The organism is Acinetobacter sp. DMC2 (assembly GCF_056314305.1).
In genome coordinates, this window is the sequence record NZ_JBQUYP010000009.1 from 42428 (window position 1) to 62595 (window position 20168).

At 40.2% G+C, this 20168-nt stretch carries 16 protein-coding genes and 1 pseudogene; 9 read left to right on the top strand and 8 right to left on the bottom strand.

The genetic code is table 11. The annotated features are described in order from the left end of the window. The first annotated feature begins 50 nt into the window (after window positions 1-50). Window positions 51-584: an HPP family protein gene (locus ACT53H_RS17720; RefSeq protein ID WP_476009779.1), complete on the top strand. Its 534-nt coding sequence runs from the start codon at window positions 51-53 to the stop codon at window positions 582-584. 77 nt (window positions 585-661) lie between these two features. Here the strand turns inward: ACT53H_RS17720 and tcuB are convergent, their stop codons facing one another. From tcuB to ACT53H_RS17750, 6 genes are all read right to left on the bottom strand, one after another. Next, window positions 662-1795 (bottom strand): tricarballylate utilization 4Fe-4S protein TcuB, encoded by a 1134-nt coding sequence (gene tcuB / locus ACT53H_RS17725; RefSeq protein ID WP_057068002.1) that lies wholly within the window; start codon window positions 1793-1795, stop codon window positions 662-664. After that, the gene (gene tcuA, locus ACT53H_RS17730; protein WP_476009780.1) at window positions 1785-3191 is read right to left on the bottom strand and encodes an FAD-dependent tricarballylate dehydrogenase TcuA; all 1407 of its coding nucleotides are present in this window, start codon (window positions 3189-3191) and stop codon (window positions 1785-1787) included. The genes tcuB and tcuA overlap by 11 nt, the downstream gene beginning before the upstream one ends. A 103-nt stretch (window positions 3192-3294) precedes the next feature. Continuing rightward, window positions 3295-4224, bottom strand: a complete 930-nt coding sequence (locus ACT53H_RS17735) for a LysR family transcriptional regulator (protein ID WP_327742481.1) — start codon at window positions 4222-4224, stop codon at window positions 3295-3297. Between the two features lie 132 nt (window positions 4225-4356). Further along, entirely contained in the window at window positions 4357-5151 is a 795-nt protein-coding gene (locus tag ACT53H_RS17740) for a substrate-binding domain-containing protein (protein WP_476009781.1), read from the bottom strand. A gap of 91 nt (window positions 5152-5242) precedes the next feature. Continuing rightward, complete coding sequence (gene tcuC / locus ACT53H_RS17745) at window positions 5243-6553, bottom strand: MFS transporter (protein WP_017387501.1); 1311 nt, start codon at window positions 6551-6553, stop codon at window positions 5243-5245. 277 nt (window positions 6554-6830) lie between these two features. Further along, entirely contained in the window at window positions 6831-7760 is a 930-nt protein-coding gene (locus ACT53H_RS17750) for a LysR family transcriptional regulator (RefSeq protein ID WP_000403821.1), read from the bottom strand. A 791-nt stretch (window positions 7761-8551) separates the two neighbouring features. Here ACT53H_RS17750 and ACT53H_RS17755 point away from each other — a divergent pair. The 6 genes and pseudogenes from ACT53H_RS17755 (at window position 8552) to ACT53H_RS17780 (ending at window position 15661) form a co-directional block, all read left to right on the top strand. After that, window positions 8552-9603: pseudogene (locus ACT53H_RS17755) on the top strand (Bug family tripartite tricarboxylate transporter substrate binding protein). Window positions 9604-9657: 54 nt separating this feature from the next. Continuing rightward, window positions 9658-10104 (top strand): tripartite tricarboxylate transporter TctB family protein, encoded by a 447-nt coding sequence (locus ACT53H_RS17760; protein WP_005803309.1) that lies wholly within the window; start codon window positions 9658-9660, stop codon window positions 10102-10104. 12 nt (window positions 10105-10116) lie between these two features. After that, entirely contained in the window at window positions 10117-11616 is a 1500-nt protein-coding gene (locus ACT53H_RS17765; RefSeq protein WP_000382837.1) for a tripartite tricarboxylate transporter permease, read from the top strand. 49 nt (window positions 11617-11665) lie between these two features. Then, window positions 11666-12712 carry an AbrB family transcriptional regulator gene (locus ACT53H_RS17770; protein WP_476009782.1) on the top strand — a complete coding sequence of 349 codons (1047 nt, stop codon included), beginning with the start codon at window positions 11666-11668 and terminating at the stop codon, window positions 12710-12712. A 162-nt stretch (window positions 12713-12874) separates the two neighbouring features. Beyond that, entirely contained in the window at window positions 12875-14260 is a 1386-nt protein-coding gene (locus tag ACT53H_RS17775; RefSeq protein WP_476009783.1) for a long-chain fatty acid transporter, read from the top strand. Window positions 14261-14293: 33 nt separating this feature from the next. Then, window positions 14294-15661: an amidohydrolase gene (locus ACT53H_RS17780; RefSeq protein ID WP_476009784.1), complete on the top strand. Its 1368-nt coding sequence runs from the start codon at window positions 14294-14296 to the stop codon at window positions 15659-15661. A gap of 58 nt (window positions 15662-15719) precedes the next feature. Here the strand turns inward: ACT53H_RS17780 and ACT53H_RS17785 are convergent, their stop codons facing one another. Next, window positions 15720-16727 carry an AraC family transcriptional regulator gene (locus ACT53H_RS17785; RefSeq protein WP_476009785.1) on the bottom strand — a complete coding sequence of 336 codons (1008 nt, stop codon included), beginning with the start codon at window positions 16725-16727 and terminating at the stop codon, window positions 15720-15722. Window positions 16728-16943: 216 nt separating this feature from the next. Here ACT53H_RS17785 and ACT53H_RS17790 point away from each other — a divergent pair, with 216 nt between their 5' ends. Further along, window positions 16944-17969: a fatty acid desaturase gene (locus ACT53H_RS17790; RefSeq protein ID WP_476009800.1), complete on the top strand. Its 1026-nt coding sequence runs from the start codon at window positions 16944-16946 to the stop codon at window positions 17967-17969. Between the two features lie 101 nt (window positions 17970-18070). On the opposite strand, the gene ACT53H_RS17795 is transcribed toward ACT53H_RS17790, so the two are convergent. After that, window positions 18071-18679 carry a LysE family translocator gene (locus ACT53H_RS17795; protein ID WP_476009786.1) on the bottom strand — a complete coding sequence of 203 codons (609 nt, stop codon included), beginning with the start codon at window positions 18677-18679 and terminating at the stop codon, window positions 18071-18073. Between the two features lie 255 nt (window positions 18680-18934). On the opposite strand from ACT53H_RS17795, the gene ACT53H_RS17800 reads away from it, so the two are divergent. Further along, complete coding sequence (locus ACT53H_RS17800; RefSeq protein WP_476009787.1) at window positions 18935-19807, top strand: LysR family transcriptional regulator; 873 nt, start codon at window positions 18935-18937, stop codon at window positions 19805-19807. Window positions 19808-20168: the final 361 nt, after the last annotated feature.

Here is a 20168-nt window from a genome sequence, read left to right on the forward strand (position 1 = left end):
TTTTATCTATATGCTTTTTAAAAAGCAAATTTTTGTTTGAGGAAAAAACCATGTTCTCGATCTTTTATGGCAAAGAAAAACTGGCTCCATCGCCCAATAAAATTGATATTTTAAGAAGCCTTGTTGGGGGGACGCTCAGTATTTTTATACTTCTGTGGTTGAGTAAGCTCACACATAATATCTTTATCATGGCGCCGTTTGGTGCAACCTGTGTATTGCTCTATACCGTGTCGCAGTCACCTTTGGCACAGCCCAGAAATATTATATTTGGGCATCTTATTTCGGCTTTTGTAGGTTTGTTTTTTCTAAAATTTATCGGTGTTTCCATTTTTACAATTGCTTTTTCAGTGGGCTGCGCAATTGCGCTCATGCAAGTGTTTAAATGCGTTCATCCACCTGCTGGGGCCAATCCTTTGATTATTTTACTCACCGCAAGCAGCATACATTATCAGTGGAGTTTCTTAATTTTCCCTGTTTTGGTGGGCGCAGTGTCTTTAGTTTTGGTGGCGATGCTGATTAATAATATTAAAGCGAGTACCAAGTGGCCGATGTATGGTTTAGGAATTTTAAATAGTAAAAAGTAGGGATGGCATGAAGTGTTTTGAGCTTAAAATAATGAAAGTATTCACTACGCCAAGATAGTGAATACTTTTGAATGAAATTATGACTTCTTAGAAATACGTTCTTCGATGGCAAATTTGAGTAAAGAAGCACTGCGGTAAAAACCATGTGCGAACTTTCCAAATGGCATGGTAATAAAGAAAGTCATGACAGTGGCTAAATGGAAAATCAGTAAAAGTGCCATGTAAGGGGTATTGCGAAATGCCATAAGTGCTAGCCCTGAAGCACTAACGATAAGTAGAAGGAAAATAAAGCCTCGATCTACAGGTTTTTGCTCACGATCACCATGCAACGGATGACGTTTAAGATTTAAATAGAGTAAGCCAGCAGGCCCGACAACTAAGCCAATTCCACCTAAAGTGCCTAAAATTACAGGCAAACTTAGGTAAGGATAAGGTGCATGTAGGTCAAGAAAATAGTGATATAAAGTCGCTACACCTGTAGCTGCAAAGCAGAGCATAAAGCCATAAAAAGTTAGGTGATGGAACACACGGCGGATTTGTGTGTAACGGTCATCTTGCTCATTACAGCCTTTACCATGACCGCCATCTAAATATTTAAGCGTTAATACATTTTGAGTGGCTTGAACCAGATCGGGTTTCTCAACTTTGCCATGAATGACTTTAGAGGTTTGTCGCCAGAATTTGCTAATTCCAATGCCGAGCAAAACAATCGCAACTGTAAAGGTCGCTCCAAACAATAGTGCTAAAAAGTTATGCGGGAAAATCGCATAAAAATTGCCTTGATAGCCTGCAAACAGGTCGGTGCCTTTGTACCACACCACCGCTAACATGCACAAAAAGAAAATGAGTGTTAAAGCCGAGACAAAAGGAATACCTACAGACTTATAAAGTCGACCTAAAGGCTGAGGGGTCGCAAATTCTTGATAAGTTTCTAAACGTACTTGTGCCATCGCTTTTGGAATGTTTACGCCAAACTCATGCGGTGGGGCATATTGGCAAGCGTGTAAACAAGCACCACAGTTATGGCACAGGTTTGCGAGGTAATGAATATCGGCTTGGTTAAACTCAAGGCGTTTAGTCATGGCCGCAAATACAGCACAAAAAGACTCACAGTAGCGACAAGCATTACAAATCTGTAGGGCTCTTTGAACTTCTTGCTCATGGTCAGAGAGCTGAACAACTGGAATTAGGGCTTTGCTATTAGCATTCATGTTCAACTCCTTGTGAAAGTGCATAGTGGGCGGCATTTTTTCCGGCAATTCGCCCAAACGTCGTTCCGATCGACATACCAACGCCTGCGGTATAACCCTGACCGAGTACGTTACCTGCCATCATTTCACCTGCGACAAACAGGTTGCTGCTTGGCTTATTGTTAAAACGCACAGCAGCATCGTCTTCTACTTTTAAGCCTAAATAGGTAAAAGTAATGCCAGGTTTAAGCGCATAGGCATAGAAGGGTGGCTGGTCGAGAGGAACGGCCCAGTGGGTTTTGTTGGGAACAATATTTTCGGTGGTGCAGTCATCTAAAACGGTATGATTAAAGGTGCCTTGCACACAGGCTTGATTAAATTCTTCTACGGTATGGCATAAGGTTTTTGCATCCAGCCCGATTTTTTCGGCTAACTCTTGAATGCTATTTGCTTTTACACCAGCAAATACAGGTGGCATAAAGCGACCAATCGCTTTTGAATCAATAATCGAATAAGCAATTTGCTGTGGCTGTTTGGCAACAAGACGGCCCCAAATCGCATAACGTTTTGGCCAGAAGTCTTCGCCTTCATCATAAAAACGTTCGGCTTTATTATTGACCACAATCCCCAATGAAACGCAGTCAATACGAGTACAAATACCGCCATCATATAAGGGTGCGCGTGCGTCTACGGCGACGCAATGTGATTGTGATGGGTCACCAATAATATCGGCGCCTTGATCTATCATAAATTTAAGCAAGTTGCCTTGATTAAAGCGGGTACCACGAATAATGAAGTTATCGGCAGGCCATTCGCCGTTTTCATTTTGCCCCCATGCTTCTCTTAACCATTCAAGATTTGACTCAAAACCACCTGCGGCCAAGACACAACTTTTTGCTTTAAATACACGTCCATCTTCAGCAATTGCAGCTTCAAAATGTTCTTGATTTAACTTTAGATCTTTAATTTTTGTGTTGTATAAAATTTCGATACCAAGTTCTTGGGCACTGCGGTAGTACGCATTAATGAGGGCTTTACCACCACCCATAAAAAAGGCATTGGTACGTGCAACATGCAAAGCACCCGATAGCGGTGGCTGAAAATTCACACCATGTTTACGCATCCAGTCACGACAGGTCGCCGTGCTACGAATCACTAGACGAGCTAAATGTTCATTGGTTTTGCCCCCAGTCACTTTAAGTAGGTCTTGCCAATATTCTTCTTCGGGGTAGGCATCAACCAATACATCTTGAGGAGCATCATGCATGCAGCGAAGGTTACGAGTGTGTTGTGAGTTACCACCACGCCATTCTTTAGGTGCTGCTTCTATGACAAGCACAGAAGCGCCACTTTCTTTTGCCGTGAGCGCGGCACACAGTGCGGCATTCCCACCACCAATTACAATCACATCATGCATGGATTTCTCCCTTTCTCAGCTAGGGCTAATGTAGCTTTAAAAGGGAAGATAAAGTGAGAGGCTAGTCTTGAATGGGTGTTTAGTAAAAATAAACACTAAGTGCTTAAGTATTTATGAGTTCCGCACCGGGCCAGCGCTTTTCATTAATCAGGTTGGTCACACAGGCGCGAATCACTACTTTCGTGGCTAAAGTAGCTGGCGAGAGTTCTTCTTCAGAGAGGCTAATTAAATAGTTAATGCGTTCAATTGCAGGTTCTACAATGCGCAGTAAACATAAGTCTTGCCGTGAGTTTAATGATGCGCCCGCAGGTTGAATGGTTGCCATTTCCAGTTGGCTGATGCTTTCCATTAACAAATGTAGTCCATCAATTTCATAAGCCACTTTAAGCTGATGAATTTTCTGTTCGAGCAATAAACGTAGTCCATGTCGTTGACTCGGTAAAATCAGAGGAAGTTCTTTAAGCTGCGAATGAGTAATAGTCTGAGTATCGATACAGCTTTCAAGATGGTACTCACTCATCACTTCTTTAGGCGAGATTAAAAACATCTGTTCTTTGACTAAAGGCTGTATGGCCCACTGTGGGTCGACATCGTCACTAAAGATGATGGCAACATCGAGCTGCCTTGCATTAACCAAGGCTTTGAGATCACCCGATAACCCTTCAATTAAACGGACTTTAATGTCAGGGTAGCGATTTCTCATCAGTTTTAAAAAGTGCGTGCCAATAACTGCTGCAACACTCGGCGAAAAACCGACGGTGACGTGGCCACTTAAACGTGAAGAATGCGCAGAGTCTACGGCATGGTCTAGGTGTCTAAGTGCCAGTTGCACTTGTTGAAAAAAAGCTAAACCCGCTGGGGTGGGAACCGTACCCAAGGCAGTACGTTGTAAAAGGCGAATGGAAAGTTCACTTTCTAATTTTGAGATTTGCTGGCTTAATGCAGAAGTTCCAATGTCGAGATTTTTTGCAGCTTTACCCAAGCTTCCTGACTCGATCACTGCAATAAAATACTTTAATTGTTTCAGTTCCACGGCAAATACTACATTAACCTTTATGGATTAATTCTACACTGGTTTATCGCTATAGTTTTTGTTCTATTGCTTTGAGTAAACCACTAAAAGAGAAAAGGCAACATCACCTCAAGACGTTGCCTTTTAGAGCTTTTATTGTTTAACCTGCTCAAGACCCTGTTCTTCAATAATTTGTGTTGCTTGTGGCGATTTCACAAATTTAATTAACTCTTTTGCGACTTTTGCATGTTCCGAGTTTTTACCAATGCCTGCCGCAAATACCGTCACTTTTTGATAAGGTGCAGGGATTGGGCCGACTAATTCAACTTGACCATATTTGCCAGTAAAAGGTTTGATTTCACTAATTTGCTGGAAACCAATATCAAACTGGCCTTCGGCAATACGTTTTGCAACGCGGTCACCGACCACTTTTTCTGCTTTACTCGAAATTACTTTGTACTCGACAGGAGGGAAGCTTGGGAAAACATCTTTTTCAAGATGTGTACCGCTCGCACTTGCTGAATAGCCGATGTGCTTGGCATTTAATAAAACTTTTTCGAATTTTGCCGCAGAGCTAATATCTGGCTTTGGTGCACCTTTAGACACAGCCATGCCAATGCTTGAATTCACTAATGCACTTTGTGAATTTGGGTCTACATAACCCTTTTCTGCGAGCTTGTTGAGTTCAGGAGCAGCCAAGACTACCACGTCAAAACGTTCACCACGATCGAGTCGATTTGGAATTGCAGTTGGTGATGCACCCATTGATGAACCAGACGAGAGGTGAACCGTGTGACCAGTTTGCTTTTCAAATAATGGAATGAGTTTTTCCATAGATGAATAAAAACCACCTGAGCTAATTACTTCGATTGTATCTGCGTTAGTAAGAGTTGAGCCTAAGCCAGCACCAGCTAGGCAAATGGTCATGAAGATAGGGGACTTTTTCATAGTATCTCGCTTTAATGACAGGAGAACACAGTACGGAGATTTAAGATCTGCCGTACTGTTCATTAAAATTTCAGGTTAAGTAGTAGTTGTTTTAAGCGCTAATTTTTGCAGGTTCAGCAATCGCGTCAGTATTTTTCTGTTTAGAACCGCGGCATAGATACAAGCTTGAGATGAGGCTACAGACCGCAGCAAGCATGAGCCAGAAAGCAGGGGTACTTGGGTTGCCTGTGTTTTCGACAAGGAAGGTACAAGCCATTGGTGTCATACCACCAAAAATAGCGGCTGCAAGGCTAAACGCTAAAGAGAAACCAACTGTACGTACACGTTTCGGCATCACTTCTGCAAGGGTTGCGACCATGGTTCCGTTGTACATACCAAAGAAGAACGAGAAGTAAGCAAGCGTAATTAGAAGGTTTGAGAAGCTAATGTTGCTCACTAACCAACTTAAAACCGGATAACTTGTAAAGAGAGCAAGTGTGGTAATGCCGACTAGAACTGGGCGGCGACCAATTTTGTCTGAAAGCAAACCACCCATTGGTAACCAGAAGAAATTAGACAAACCAACAAACACGGTTGCTAAAAGGCTATCTGTTACTGACATTTCTAAAGTACGTTTTGCATATACTGTGGTGTAAACCGTAATGAAATAGAACGTGGTTGTAGTCATGGCACTCATCATCATACCTGCAAGTACGATGCGCCAATTGCTTGCCAGTGTGCTAAAAATTTCTTTTGTTGAAGGATGAGTCTTTTGCGATTTAAAGTCTTCAGTTTCCTCTAAAGTACGACGGAACAAGAAGATTAACGGAATAATCAAACAACCGATTAAGAATGGAATACGCCAGCCCCATTCACCCACTTGAGCAGTAGTTAAGATGGTGTTGAGCCAGTAGCCAAGTAATGCGGCAAACACAACAGCAACTTGTTGGCTGCCAGACTGCCAGCTTGTGATAAATCCACGATTTTTATCCGTTGCGATCTCTGCTAGATAAATAGAAACACCGCCAGATTCAACACCTGCCGAGAAGCCTTGTAATAGACGTCCAATTACCACCAAAATCGGCGCAATAATACCTATGGTTTCATAACCCGGTACAAAGGTAATTAAGATTGTTCCGATGGCCATAAGGCTTAAAGTAACAATGAGACCTTTGCGTCGACCAACTCTATCGACATAAGCGCCCAAGAAAATAGCGCCGAGAGGACGCATAAGAAAGCCCGCAGCAAACACGGTAAATGTCATCATTAAAGAGACATATTCATTTTCAGAGTGGAAAAATTTTGCCGCGATATAAGTGGCATAGAAACCAAAAAGAAAAAAGTCGTACTGCTCTAAAAAGTTGCCACTCGTTACATTTAATATTTTTTTAAAAGTAGCCCTACGGTTATTCACGACATCCATTGGAGACCTCCTTGGCCTGACAAAATGGAAACATTCACGATTTTCGAGGCTGGACCTAAATTGATTCAATCAATAAATCTAAAGAGCAAATGGGTTAGAGATGAGATTTAGCGAGGTCCTTTACAGAAAATGTGATGCCTTGTTTCCAGTTCAAACTACACATCTATATTTCGATAAGCGGAAAACCACTTATCATTCGGACGAAAATGTAATCTCAAAAAGCAGGAGGGAGTGAGAGGGCAAAATTAATTAGGTATTTAATAAAATTAATGACTCTTTATAAAATAATTTCCGAACATGGCCAAATCTGGTTTTGAATCAAATCTTTCACGCAAGCCTTAATGGCTGACTTTGCAGCAAGTGCAGCAGGTGATAATTCTTCTTCGGCAAGGCTTACCAAGTAATTGATTCGTTCAACTTCAGGTTCTACTAACTTGAGTAATTGAAGCTTATGTTTGTACTCTTGCAGACAAGCGCTGCCTGGGCGGACGCTGGCAAGGTCGAGGTGAATTAGACTGTCCATAAGTAAGTGTAGGCCATCAATTTCATAGACGACATTAAGCTGACCAATCTTGTGCTCAAGCAACTTTCTTAGACTATGGCGCTGACGTGGCAGTACTAAAGGAAGGTCTCCAATTTGTTGAGACTGAATGACACCACTTTTGATGCAATCGGCAAGACCATATTTTTCTAGTACTTCCTTGCGTGCCATTAAATACATTTGCTCGCGTACTAAAGGTTGAATCGACCACTGTTTATCAATTTCATTGGTAAAAATAATCGCGATATCGAGCTGACGCGAGTTAATAGATTGAATTAGATTGCCTGATAGCGTTTCCACAATCTCTAAACGAATGTCTGGGTAACGTTCAGACATTAGTTTCATTAAAGGGATGCCAATCAAAGCAGTAATCGTCGGTGGGAAACCAAGGCTGACATGTCCAGACAGTCGTGCAGAATGAGCAGCATCTACCGCGAAGTTCACTTGACGTAAAATAAGTTGAGAATGTTTTAAAAAGGCGAGACCTGCTGGAGTAGGAGTGACACCAAAGGCATTACGCTGTAATAGGCGAATGCTTAGCTCTTGTTCTAATTTACTAATTTGCTGGCTAATTGCAGAAGCACCCACATCAAGTTTTTGGGCAGCTTTACCAATACTACCTGCTTCAACCACCGTCAAAAAATACTTTATTTGTTTGATTTCCATAATAAATGTGTTCGCTCATCATCCTTGATTTAATTTGTACAGATATAAAGGATTGGGAAATCTATCATGCGCTTTAATATTAACAGCAATCCATAAAAAAGATCTTTAATTTGATATTCTAAAAATAATAAAACGATCTTTTTCAACTTTAATATTAAAATTTCTCCTCTAACTTTTATTTATTATTACGATAAATTGACCCTTAAATTTTTAGTCTTTCATATTCTCTTTTCTTAAATTTTCCACCTATTTAATTTTACTAATGCCCCCTTTAATTTATTGGTATCACGATGTTTTCTTGATCTGTGCTTTAATCTTTTCAAATGAAAAAAGGAGCACATTAAATGCATGATGCATTAGAAAATATGATGGATTTTCAAATTATGAAGAAGCGTAACTGATTAAATAACTATTGGAAAAATATATGAGTATTTAGCTCATTTGATCAGAAGGGAAGATTGGGTAAACAGGTTTATTTATTTAAATATTAACGTTACCCATAGCATGGATATGCAAAAGACAACTCAATAGATTACGTTTTTACTATCTTGTTGTTATTCATCAGTATTATTTAACCGGAGCATTTTTGGATGTTTTGCAAAGGTTTTAATTCTCATTATAGATCTGGTGATTGCCCTAACTTTCCCTCTACTTAGCTATTTTTTTCAGTCGATTGATTCGTAATTTTTATAGTAACGCTGCATTACTGAAGTTCGCTGTGAAAAGCGCATTTCAAAACATAAGACCAAAACTAAAAACCAATAAGCATGATCGTGCCAAGGAGGTCGATTATGGAGATTGGTAAAAATCAAAATATGAATAGAGCAAACGTTATAAGGATGTATGTAACATGAAAAATTTAACTTTACTCGCATTAACATGCGTCAGTGTGACAATGGCTGGGTGTGGTTCAGGAAATGCTTCTAAAGAGGCGGGTCAGCCAAAACGGCCGGAATGTATAGCCCCAGCTAAGCCGGGTGGCGGGTTTGATATGACCTGTAAATTAATTCAATCTGGCTTTAAACAAACAGACCAGCTCAAAGATCCAATACGCGTAACCTATATGCCGGGTGGGGTAGGTGCCGTAGCCTATAACAAAATCGTAAACAGTGATCCTGCGAATAATAATGCCGTGGTTGCATTTTCCACCGGTTCACTCTTGAACTTAGCACAAGGAAAATTCGGACACTTCACAGAAAAAGATGTGAAATGGTTGTCTGGGGTCGCCGTCGATTATGGTTTGGTTTCGGTACATAAAGACTCACCATTGAAAAACCTCGATGACTTGATGAAAGCACTCCGAGAAAACCCAAAAGCACTTAGCTTTGGTGGTGCCGGAAGTGTGGGTGGTCAAGACTGGATGCAAACAGCAATGTTGGCAAAAAAAGCAGGTATTAGTCCTGCCGATTTAAGATTTGTTGCACTTGAAGGCGGTGGGGAAGTGCTGACTTCATTACTGGGGCAGCATATTCAAGTTGGGGTGGGCAATATTAGTGAAGTCAGTTCATACCTAGAGTCTGGTGATATTCGGGTTTTGGCAGTTTTTGCTAACAAACGTTTGGACGGGAAGTTCTCAAAATTACCTACTGCAAAAGAACAAGGCTATGACATTGAGTGGCCAGTCATCCGTGGTTTCTATATGGGACCAAAGGTCAGTGATGAAGCTTATGGTTGGTGGAAAAATGCCTTCGATAAAATGATGGCTAACCAGAAATTTGATGCAGTCCGTGAAAATCAGGATCTACTCCCATTTCAGCTGACAGGTGAAGAACTCAAAGCTTATGTTTATAAACAAACCGAGGAAATGCGGCAGTTATCGCAAGAATATAAATTATCACAATAACAAATCGGCTGGGTTGAGAAGCTATTTTTCAGCTCAGTTTTTTTCTGAGGATAGATGATGAAATCTGAACGGATTCTTACCGCCATTATTACGGTTTGTGGGTTATTTTTGTTGATTTATGCGAGCAATTTTGAAGCCCCAATTTCCTACGATCCAGTGGGTCCTAAAGCTTTTCCTATTTTATTAATGGGCTTAATTACAGCGAGTGCAGCTTATCTCACTATTCGACCGGCCATTATGTTCGAACCCGTTGAGTTGGGGTGGACAAAACATCTAGTCGTTAAGTTAGCGTTATGTGCGGTGGCTTTAACGCTATATGCATTAGTTTTTGAATGGTTAGGCTTTATTGTTGCAACCCTGTTGATGACCATTGCAGTGGGCAAACTTTTCCATGGCAAAACCATACCGGTTTTGGTGACAGGTTTGGTACTTAGCATGAGTACCTACTATATGTTTGACCGTTTCTTGGATGTGCCATTACCACTTGGATTTTTTGGTTAAGGATGACCCGATATGGATGTATTAAGTTTTTTAATGATGGGGTTTGAGGTTGCCTTGCAGCCGCAGAATCTTTTAATTGCTTTGATTGGCGCATTTATTGGAACGATTGTTGGCTTATTACCGGGTTTAGGTCCAATTAATGGGGTGGCAATTTTATTGCCGTTTGCTTATGCCTTGGGTTTACCTGTAGATAGCGCCTTGATTTTATTGGCAGCAGTTTATTTGGGCTGTGAATATGGCGGACGTATTTCAGCGATTCTGTTAAACGTACCCGGAGATGCTGGGGCCATTATGACCACGTTAGATGGTTATCCATTGGCACAGCAAGGAAAAGCAGGAATTGCATTGTCTTTGTCATCGGTCAGTTCCTTTGTTGGGAGTACTGTCGCCTTTATTGGGATTGTGTTGTTTGCTCCTATATTAGCGAAATGGGCAATTGCGTTTGGTCCCGCTGAATATTTTGCTTTGATGGTCTTTGCAATTGTTTGTTTAACTGGTCTGGTCAGTACGCAGCCTTTTAAAACTTTAATTATGGCACTCATGGGCCTAGCACTTTCAACTGTGGGAATGGATGCAATTACAGGCGTATATCGCTTTACCTTTAACAGTGTCGGTTTAAGTGATGGAATTGCTTTTACTACTTTGGTTATTGGCCTATTTAGTGTAAGCGAAATCCTATTAATGCTCGAACGTACGACAATTGGTCAAGTTGCCTTAAAACAAGGAAAGCGTTCTCTTTTTAATCTTAAAGAGTTCTTTTTCTCGTTAGTTGCGATTATTCGCAGTTCAGTGATTGGTTTCTTCTTGGGCATTCTTCCTGGAGCAGGCGCAACCGTTGCAAGTGCCATGGCCTATACCACTGAACGGAAGATGGCAAAGGATAGTAGCAAGTTTGGTAAAGGTGACTTACGTGGGCTTGCTGCACCAGAAAGTGCGAATAACGCAGCGGCTTGTGGTTCATTTGTACCCATGCTGACATTAGGTGTGCCAGGTTCGGGAACGACTGCGGTCATGATGGGCGCGTTGCTTATGTACAACATTGCACCAGGTCCACAGTTATTTGTTCAGCAACCTGTACTTGTATGGTCACTGATTGCATCGCTTATGGTAGGCAATATCATTCTGTTGGTATTAAACTTGCCATTGGTAGGCTTCTTTGCCCGCATGTTGAGTATTCCTAATTATATTTTGATCCCGATCATCGCAAGCGTGAGTTTTGTTGGTGTGTATGCTATTCATAGCAATATCTTTGACTTGCTGTTATGTATGGGCTTGGGGGTGTGTGGATATATTCTCAGAAAATTTGATTTTCCCTTAGCACCACTGATTCTTGGTTTTGTACTTGGCGAATTAATGGAATCGAATCTGCGCCGTGCACTTTCAATTTCTCAAGGGGAACTTGATGTCTTATGGAGCAGTAACATTAGTATAGGACTTTGGATCATGTCAGGATTATTATTGATCTTGCCGATCGTTCGTAAATACTTGTTTATCAAAAAACAGCAAGCTTAATAGGACAGCAATAATAGTCAGCATTAGTTGGCTATTATTGCTCTGAATTATGGAAAAAATAAGCTCAAATCTCAAAGGATTAGCAATTGCTCTGGTCGGAGCTTTAATTGCCAAATCTTTGCATATTCCCTTACCTTGGTTGCTTGGACCTCTATTGACGGCCTTATTGTTCGGTAGTGTTGGTCATCCACTTGCCTGTGATCCCCAGTGGCGACGCATAGGGCAGGTTATTATTGGTATGGCTTTAGGCCTATACTTTTCACCAGCTTTGGTACAGGCAGTGGCAGCATATTGGGGTTTTATCCTCATAGGTTTGGCATGGTCACTTGTGTTGGGTACGTTGCTGGCTGGATTGCAATATCGAGTTAATGCCTTGGATTGGGCTACTGCATGGTTTTCTTCGGCCATTGGTAGCGCCAGTGAAATGGTGAATATTGCAGAGCGACACCAAGCTCAAGTCGATAAAGTCGTTGCCGCTCATAGCCTAAGAATTGTGATTCTGGTTGTGCTGGTCCCAATTTTTATGGAGCTTTATTTTCATGTCGAATGGACTGGTTTAAAGATACCAGTGTCGGATCAATTTAGCTTTTTTCAGGTTGTATTGCTGTTTTGTCTAGCTCTGTTTGTTGGTCAGGTTTTTCAATTTTTTAATCTTTTGAATGCTTGGATTTTGGGGCCACTCGCCATTATTGGGTTATTGTCATTTTGCGGAATACTTCAGATGAAATTACCTGAATGGTTTACTGCCTTTGGTCAAGTCTGTATTGGTTGGTCACTAGGTAGCAAATTTCCATTTAGCTTTTTAAGAAAGAATAAAAAATTTATTGGAATCACACTGATATTCAATTTACTGGCTTTAGTTTTATCGATCAGCGTTGCTTTATTACTGGTTAATTTAAGTCATACAGAAAAACAAATCTTGATTTTAGGCCTTTCACCCGGAGGCATCGCAGAAATGTCACTGATGGCTAAAGCTCTAGGACTCGCAGTACCCATCGTCGTTTCCTTTCAACTCTCAAGATTAATTTTTGTAATTCTCACTACACGCTTTTTTTATCAATACAGTCTGCAATTGTTTTTTAAATCTAAAAAGTAAGACCCTTTTTTAATATAAAAACTTTGTTGTGCTTACCGCTACACAAACCATAACTTTTCAATATGGCATCTACGGTCAAATCATTGGCGTTTGGAGCTAAGCAGAAGCATTCAAATCTACATAAAGTGAGGAATCAAAATAAAAAATATTCAGGATGGATCCATGAGTTTTGTTGTGAATAAAAAAATATTGATCTTAGGAATAACTTCAATTTGCACAAGCACCTTACATGCGGCTGCATTTGATAAAACAGGGCAGTCTGTAGCGGCATTTTTACAACCGGGCAATTATTTTGAAGCAAGTTTAGGAATCACAGATGCCGATTTAAGTGGTGTAGAGTCGGGTACCAACCCTTCACATCATTCCATTTCAGATATCGCCAACACAGATTATCGACCTACAGCGGCCTTAAAACTTCAGTTGGCGCCGCAGTATTCATTTGGCTTGCTGTATGATCAACCTTTTGGTGCCGACACCGAGTATTCAGGTCTAAATGGCTTTGTCGCAACGCCAAAAGACATGGTGATGTTACCCGGCATTACAACAGCAGGACTTGCCAATGCTACTTCTGGTCAGACTCCTACAGGAAATGCAAAATCAGAATTTGATATACAAAATTTAAGCTTTATTTTGGGGTATCAACCCACAAAAAACTGGAATCTTTATGCGGGACCAGTCTATCAAACCTTTAAAAGTCAGGTTGAATTAAGGGGTAATGTATTTAGTCTTTACAACGGCTATGACTTTCACACCAAAACTGTAGGTGACTTGGGATGGTTAGCAGGGCTTGCCTACCAGATTCCTGAAAAAGCTGTGAAAGTCTCATTAACCTACCGTTCAGCTATTACTCACAAACTAAACGCGACTGAAAATGCCCCACTCATTGAGATGCTAAGCACGCAGCAAGGTCGTGATTTAGTAAATCAGCACCTAGATTATATGATTTCTATTGGACAAATGACTGAGCAGAAAAAAGCTTATTTAAATCGTATTGTTGCCGAGTTACCAAATGTAGAAGAGTCAGGCACAACCAAGTTTAAATCTCCAGATTCAGTCAATTTAGAGTTTCAAACAGGCCTTCGTCAGGGGACTTTATTGTTCGGGAGCGTGCGCTGGGTAAATTGGAGTGATCTTGCTCTACAGCCTTACCGCTTTGGTGAAATCTCAAAAGTTGTTGGTGGATTATCGACTCCAAGTCGCCCGGAAGGTTTCAACTTGGTTCGTTATTACGATGATCAATGGACTCTTAATTTAGGGTTAGGGCAACGCTTTTCACCTAAATGGTTAGGCTCGGTGTCAGTCGGTTGGGACTCGGGAGCAGGTGATAAGGTCTCGACGGGTGGGCCAAGCAAAGGGTATTACAACTTAGGCGTGGGTGCTCAATATAGCCCAACATCGCAATATTTTATTTCAGGTGGCGTGAAGTATTACTGGTTAGGCGATGCAAAAGCTCAGCTTGGCGCACAGGCGGGTAGTGACTATTATGTGGGTGAGTTTAAGGATAATCACTCAGTCAGCTATGGCTTAAAAATTGGATATAAATTTTAAAATTAAATCATACATTTATAAGGTTTTTACTATATGAATAAAATCATCAAAAACAGTCTATTTTTAGGTTTGTCGACTTTTATTGCAGGTTATGGAACGGTTCTGCATGCAGAAGCAAGTCCAACAACTTTACCCGTAGTTTCACAAAAAGCGTTAACGATTATTGATGGGCAAACAGAGTGGTTAAATAAAGTCTATAAAGACATTCATGAACACCCTGAACTCGGGTTTATGGAAACGCGAACCTCTGCCATTGTTGCCAAAGAGCTTAAGTCATTAGGTTTCGACGTTAAAACGGGAATAGCCAAAACAGGTGTGGTCGGCATTTTAAAAAACGGTGAGGGGCCAACGGTCATGTACCGTGCCGATATGGATGCCAACACAGTTCAAGAAGCCACAGGTTTACCCTACGCAAGTAAAGTAAGGGTAAAACTCGACGATGGAACTGAAACACCTGTAGCACATATGTGTGGTCATGATGCCCATGTGACATGGATGCTAAGTATGGCAAAAACCCTAGTTGCTTTAAAAAAGGAATGGAGTGGAACTATTATTTTAGTCGCGCAACCTGCTGAAGAACCTGTAACGGGGGCAAAAGCTATGGTGAGCGATGGTTTATGGACCAAATATAACTTACCGAAACCTGATTATTTCTTTGCAGTGCACACTACCCCTGCACCTGTAGGTACGATAATTAACGCACCGGGTCCACGAATGGCAGGAACCGATCAACTTGATATTCTATTTAAAGGGGTGGGTGGGCATGGGTCACTTCCATATTTAACCAAGAACCCGATTAGCATGGCGGCCAATGCCATTACCCAATATCAAACCATTATGGGTAACGCAGTAAATACTCAGCAACCTGCTGCTTTATCTATTGGGTCAGTTCAAGCTGGAAACTCAAATAACGTGATTCCTTCAACCGCGTTAGTCAAAATGAATATGCGCTGGTTTGACCCGAAAGTGCGTGAAACCATGTTAAATAATATTAAGCTCATGAGTGAGGGGGCGGCCGAAATGCAGGGGATGGGTAAAGATCAATTACCTACTTTAACGCTCAAAGGCTCGACCAATCCGGTCATTAATAACAAAGAGTTTTCTGCACGTCTAAATGGGCCGTTAAAAGCATTGTTAGGTGATAAGCAAGTTTTAACCGACTTTCCTCCATTTATGGGTTCAGAAGATGTTCATCACCTATTAGGTGACCAAAAAGACATTCCTTTTAACTTTATGTTTATTGGGGTAGCGGACCCAGTTGTATTTGCCAATGCAGTAAAACAAGGAAAGCCTGTGCCTTATATTCCACATAGTCCAAACTACATTGTGGATTTAAAGGCCTTACCAGTGGGAGCCAAAGTCACAACGGTTTCCATGTTGGAGTTGCTCACTAAAAAGTAAATTGACCATAAAAAAGATGCATTCATATGCATCTTTTTTTGCTTAAAGTTTTAAAAAACTAAGAGCAAGCCAGATGTTTTTCTCGATAGTGGACGGGTGATAAATTAGTCCAGCGACGGAACGCACGTGTAAAGCTACTCACATCGGTAAAGCCAAGAATATAAGCAATTTCAGTAATATTGTGGCTTGAGTTTTTAATATACGACAAAGCCAGTTCATGCCGAGTTTGATCAAGTAGCTCACTATAAGACGTGTTTTCTGCAGAGAGTTTCCTTTGCAAGCTACGAATACTTAAACCTAAGCTTTTCGCAATTTCTTGCTGTTGAAAATCCCCCGTCGATAATTTTTCAATAAGTTTCACTTTCACCCGCGCCAATATATTTTCTTTATCGAATCGAGCCAGATAACGATTAATAATCTCATCATATTCTTGGGTGAGGGTTGGATTTGCACCTTCTAGTGGCTGTTCAATGGTAGCTGTATCAAACACAATCATGTCTTTGGGTGCATTAAACACGATCGGGGCCTTTAAAATACTCTGGAATGTTTCTAAATCTTCGGGCTCTGAACGTCTAAGTTCAATGCGTAACGGTGAAAAAACAGATCCTTGCAAGGCACGACTTGAGCGAATAAAAACGGAAATAAAAGCATCTATTGATTCGGGCTGAACTTCGTCGGGAACATGAATAACGAAATAATGGTTATTTCCTTGCCCATAAAACTCTAGCTCTGGAATATCTGTTACCACACGAAAATAGCGAATAATTCTTAAGAACATTTCTTTTAAGGTAGTGCTGGTAATCAGTGAATGCCCTAACACATGAAAAGTATTTTGGTTGACTTGGCTGGCAACTTTAAGGCCAAAACATGAATCTTGAGTTTTGTGAACTGCTAATTTCCATAAATTTGCTGTCTGTTTTAATGAATATCGTGCATCAGGATTACCGAGAGCCTGAATATCTAAACCCGCTTGTTCTAATAAAGATTGACTATCAACACCGGCTTTTTCGAGCGCTTTTTGAATCGCTTTCACCCAGCTAGCCAGTGCCGTTGCTGTCTGTGGCATGTTATGTCCTATAACTTGTGATTCATATTCCTCGGAACAGTATAAAAGATTCAAAACTAAAAAATCTTTGGTTTGTTTTGAATCTTTTTATTTTGGCATCCATAGCCAATAGATTGGCGTTTCGAGCTAAGCGCACCTAAAGCGATCTAAATAAAGTAGGGACATGAAAAAACTGAGGAATAACGGATGACCTACATTTATAAAAATCCTGCCGGAATGACCGATAGCGAAAAAACAGAACATATTAAAAAAGTAGTAACCGCAGAAGGTGTGGCTTTACGCAAACGCCATCCTATTTTGAACCATCAAAATGCTATTGGAGCGATGATTTTATTGATATCTTTGGTGGGCATGATCACGGCTGCCATGCTCTATATAAATCATCAACTTTCAGCTTGGTTTGCAATTCCGATTATTGCTTTTTTTGCATCCTTAACTCATGAGTTAGAGCACGATTTGATTCACTGGATGTATTTTAGAAAAAAGCCATGGGCACATCATTTAATGATGGGATTAGTCTGGTTAGCTCGACCAAGTACCATTAACCCGTGGAAACGCCGCGAACTGCACTTTAACCATCATAAGAACTCAGGCACTGAAGTCGATTTAGAAGAAAGAGCTTTAACCAATGGCGAAAAATGGAACATACGTCGACTTATCGCGATTGGTGATAATGGTTTTGCAGTTTTACTACGCATTATTGCCTCAAACAATTGGGCGGTTAGAAAAGTCATTTTTAAACGTGCTTTTTTAGCTTATTTCCCGCTTGGAATTATTCATTGGTCTCTTTGGTATATATTCTTAGGGTTCCATGCAGTTGATATGGTTTCAAGCTTGGCAAATGCACCGATTGCTTGGTCGGCGACCACTTTAAATATCATGCATGTAATTAATATTCTGACTGTGGTTTGGATTGCACCAAATGTGCTGCGTACCTTCTGCTTGCACTTTGTGACCAGCAATATGCATTACTATGGAGACGTCGAATTGGGCAATGTCATTCAACAAACTCAAGTATTAACACCGTGGTGGATGATGCCGTTCCAATTGTTTTGCTTTAACTTTGGCTCAACGCATGCCATCCATCATTTTGTAGTGAAAGAACCATTCTACATTCGCCAAATGACGGCACCAGTTGCCCATAAAGTCATGCGTGATATGGGCGTACGGTTTAACGATGTCGGTACTTTTAAAAGAGCAAACCGTTGGAACGTAAATGATTTATCAGAGTCAAAAAGTTAAGAAATAGCTGTTTATCTCATTCAAATGGACTAAGTTCTCTATGAAGGCCTTAGTCCATTTATCATAATTTCACTATACAGTTTCTTAAAAATTAACAAGCTCTACTGAAACTTGGTGAAAAGCAAAATCACACCTAATACACATAAAATTGAACCAATCACCTTATTAATCTGCACTTGTTTGGCTAACATTTTTTGTCTTAACAACATGGATGAAAACAGCACGGCCACCAATGAAAACCATACGAAATGGGCAAATGACATAAAAAAGCCATAAGCCAAAAGAATGGTTTTAGGCGTGGTTAAGCTCACAATTTGCGTATAGGTACTAATCACAAATAGTGTGGTTTTAGGGTTCAGGGCGTTAGTAAAAAAGCCGTATTTTATCGCTTGAAGAGTACCTATAGAATTTAAAGCAGCAGAGTCTAAAACTGGTTTTTGAATAAAGGTTTTATAGCCAATATAGATCAGGTAAAGCGCGCCAATGTACTTAAAAATATTCAAAATTTGCGGCGTATAAGTCATCACAAACGCAACGGCGACTAACGTATAAGTCACATGCACCAACACGCCAAGTGATATTCCCAATGAAGTGAACACACCTATTTTTCTGCCGTACAGATAACTGTTTTTAGTCACAATCGCAAAGTCAGCGCCGGGGCTAACCACCGCCAAAATCGTAATGAGAATAACCGCAATAAACTCTGCCATTATCTTGTGCCCTCACTGAAAACGAGGGGATTGATCTGTACTTTTTGGAATGTATGTAAGAAGGTAAAAGTACTCCTTAATGTTGCTATTCTTTTCGTGAGAAAGGTTGGGGCTTTACATTTATGAAGACAGATATAGATATTCAATATGTTTTTCATCATCTAAAATAGGTTTTAATAAAGATGATTTTTATTTTGAACAGAAATCTATAAATAAAAATCGATAAAAACGACTACATATCTATGAGTTTTTGGAATGATCGAAAGAATATCGCTGAATTCATTAAAATTTTTCTATTTCGTGGCGAAGTATGGCAGCGTTACTTTAGCTGCAAAGAAATTATTTGTGACGCAAAGTGCGGTGAGTAAACAAATTTATAACTTAGAAGAAGCTTTAAATACGGTTTTATTCGACCGTAAAAATAAAACGCTTGTGATGACTGAGCAAGGCGAAATTTTATTGAGTTGTTGCCATCAAGTTTTTGGTCAACTTGATGAATGTTTGATTCAACTCAGCCAGCCTAAAGCTGAAAACAAGCAACTGGTCTTGTCCTGTGAACCGACCCTTTCCATGAAATGGCTCATTCCACGGTTATCAAAATTTAAAAAGCTCGGGCACGATTTTGAAGTCGTGCTACTCACCGCAGGCGGCGTGGTCGATTTTGAAAAAGACAATATTGATATCGCGATACGCCGAAATGACTTTGCTTGGGGAGAGCATATCTATAGCGAGAAAATTGCCGATGAATATATTGCTTTAGTTCAAGCAACCAAGCTATCGGAAACCAACGACGTACTTATTTCGACCTCTAGGCCGAATTTTTTCAAAAGCATGAGTCGCATTACTGAGTTAAAGCAAAGTTTGAAAGGCTACACCAAAGTTGAACTAGAGCATTTTTATCTATGTTTAGAAGGTTGTTTGGCTGGACTCGGCGCGACAGTCATCTCAATTTATATGATTGAAAAAGAGCTTGAGTGGAACTTACTGAAAAAAATTTCACCTGTTGTACAAGATAATTCGGCCTATTATTTACTTTCTCATAGCGCTTTTGAAGAAGATCCACGCAAAACTATATTTTTAGAATGGCTAAAAGCAGAGATGAATGAAAGTCAGCACACATTACTTTAGGTTGATTCTTTTTAACTTAAATTTTTACTATTAAATATTTGAAAATTATAATAAATATTTAAAATAATTAAGGTGCAGTGTGAGCGCCGTATATTGATTTTTTGCTGTCTAAAATTCCCTAAGATGAAAAATATTTAACTTCATACTTACTTATTAAACTCACAACATGAATTTCACTCAGTTTTGAATGAGACTAAATCATTTTTATTCATGTTGTGATTGCGGTATAAATCTATTCACGCTTTGAAGCGTTCTAGTCATTCACTTTTGGTAAGACCATAAGGCACAAATCTGACAAGGCAGGAAAGTTTAAAAAGAGCTCGAAATATTTTTAGGTTTATCTCAGAAATTAGGGTACTGA

Bases quoted from the DNA above. Each gene is read 5' to 3' on its own strand.
- tcuA (WP_476009780.1), bottom strand. From the start codon at position 3,191: ATGCATGATGTGATTGTAATTGGTGGTGGGAATGCCGCACTGTGTGCC.
- ACT53H_RS17770 (WP_476009782.1), top strand. From the start codon at position 11,666: ATGGAAAAAATAAGCTCAAATCTCAAAGGATTAGCAATTGCTCTGGTC.
- ACT53H_RS17740 (WP_476009781.1), bottom strand. From the start codon at position 5,151: ATGAAAAAGTCCCCTATCTTCATGACCATTTGCCTAGCTGGTGCTGGC.
- ACT53H_RS17790 (WP_476009800.1), top strand. From the start codon at position 16,944: ATGACCGATAGCGAAAAAACAGAACATATTAAAAAAGTAGTAACCGCA.
- ACT53H_RS17775 (WP_476009783.1), top strand. From the start codon at position 12,875: ATGAGTTTTGTTGTGAATAAAAAAATATTGATCTTAGGAATAACTTCA.
- ACT53H_RS17785 (WP_476009785.1), bottom strand. From the start codon at position 16,727: ATGCCACAGACAGCAACGGCACTGGCTAGCTGGGTGAAAGCGATTCAA.
- ACT53H_RS17720 (WP_476009779.1), top strand. From the start codon at position 51: ATGTTCTCGATCTTTTATGGCAAAGAAAAACTGGCTCCATCGCCCAAT.
- tcuB (WP_057068002.1), bottom strand. From the start codon at position 1,795: ATGAATGCTAATAGCAAAGCCCTAATTCCAGTTGTTCAGCTCTCTGAC.
- ACT53H_RS17750 (WP_000403821.1), bottom strand. From the start codon at position 7,760: ATGGAAATCAAACAAATAAAGTATTTTTTGACGGTGGTTGAAGCAGGT.
- ACT53H_RS17780 (WP_476009784.1), top strand. From the start codon at position 14,294: ATGAATAAAATCATCAAAAACAGTCTATTTTTAGGTTTGTCGACTTTT.
- tcuC (WP_017387501.1), bottom strand. From the start codon at position 6,553: ATGGATGTCGTGAATAACCGTAGGGCTACTTTTAAAAAAATATTAAAT.
- ACT53H_RS17760 (WP_005803309.1), top strand. From the start codon at position 9,658: ATGATGAAATCTGAACGGATTCTTACCGCCATTATTACGGTTTGTGGG.
- ACT53H_RS17765 (WP_000382837.1), top strand. From the start codon at position 10,117: ATGGATGTATTAAGTTTTTTAATGATGGGGTTTGAGGTTGCCTTGCAG.
- ACT53H_RS17795 (WP_476009786.1), bottom strand. From the start codon at position 18,679: ATGGCAGAGTTTATTGCGGTTATTCTCATTACGATTTTGGCGGTGGTT.
- ACT53H_RS17800 (WP_476009787.1), top strand. From the start codon at position 18,935: ATGATCGAAAGAATATCGCTGAATTCATTAAAATTTTTCTATTTCGTG.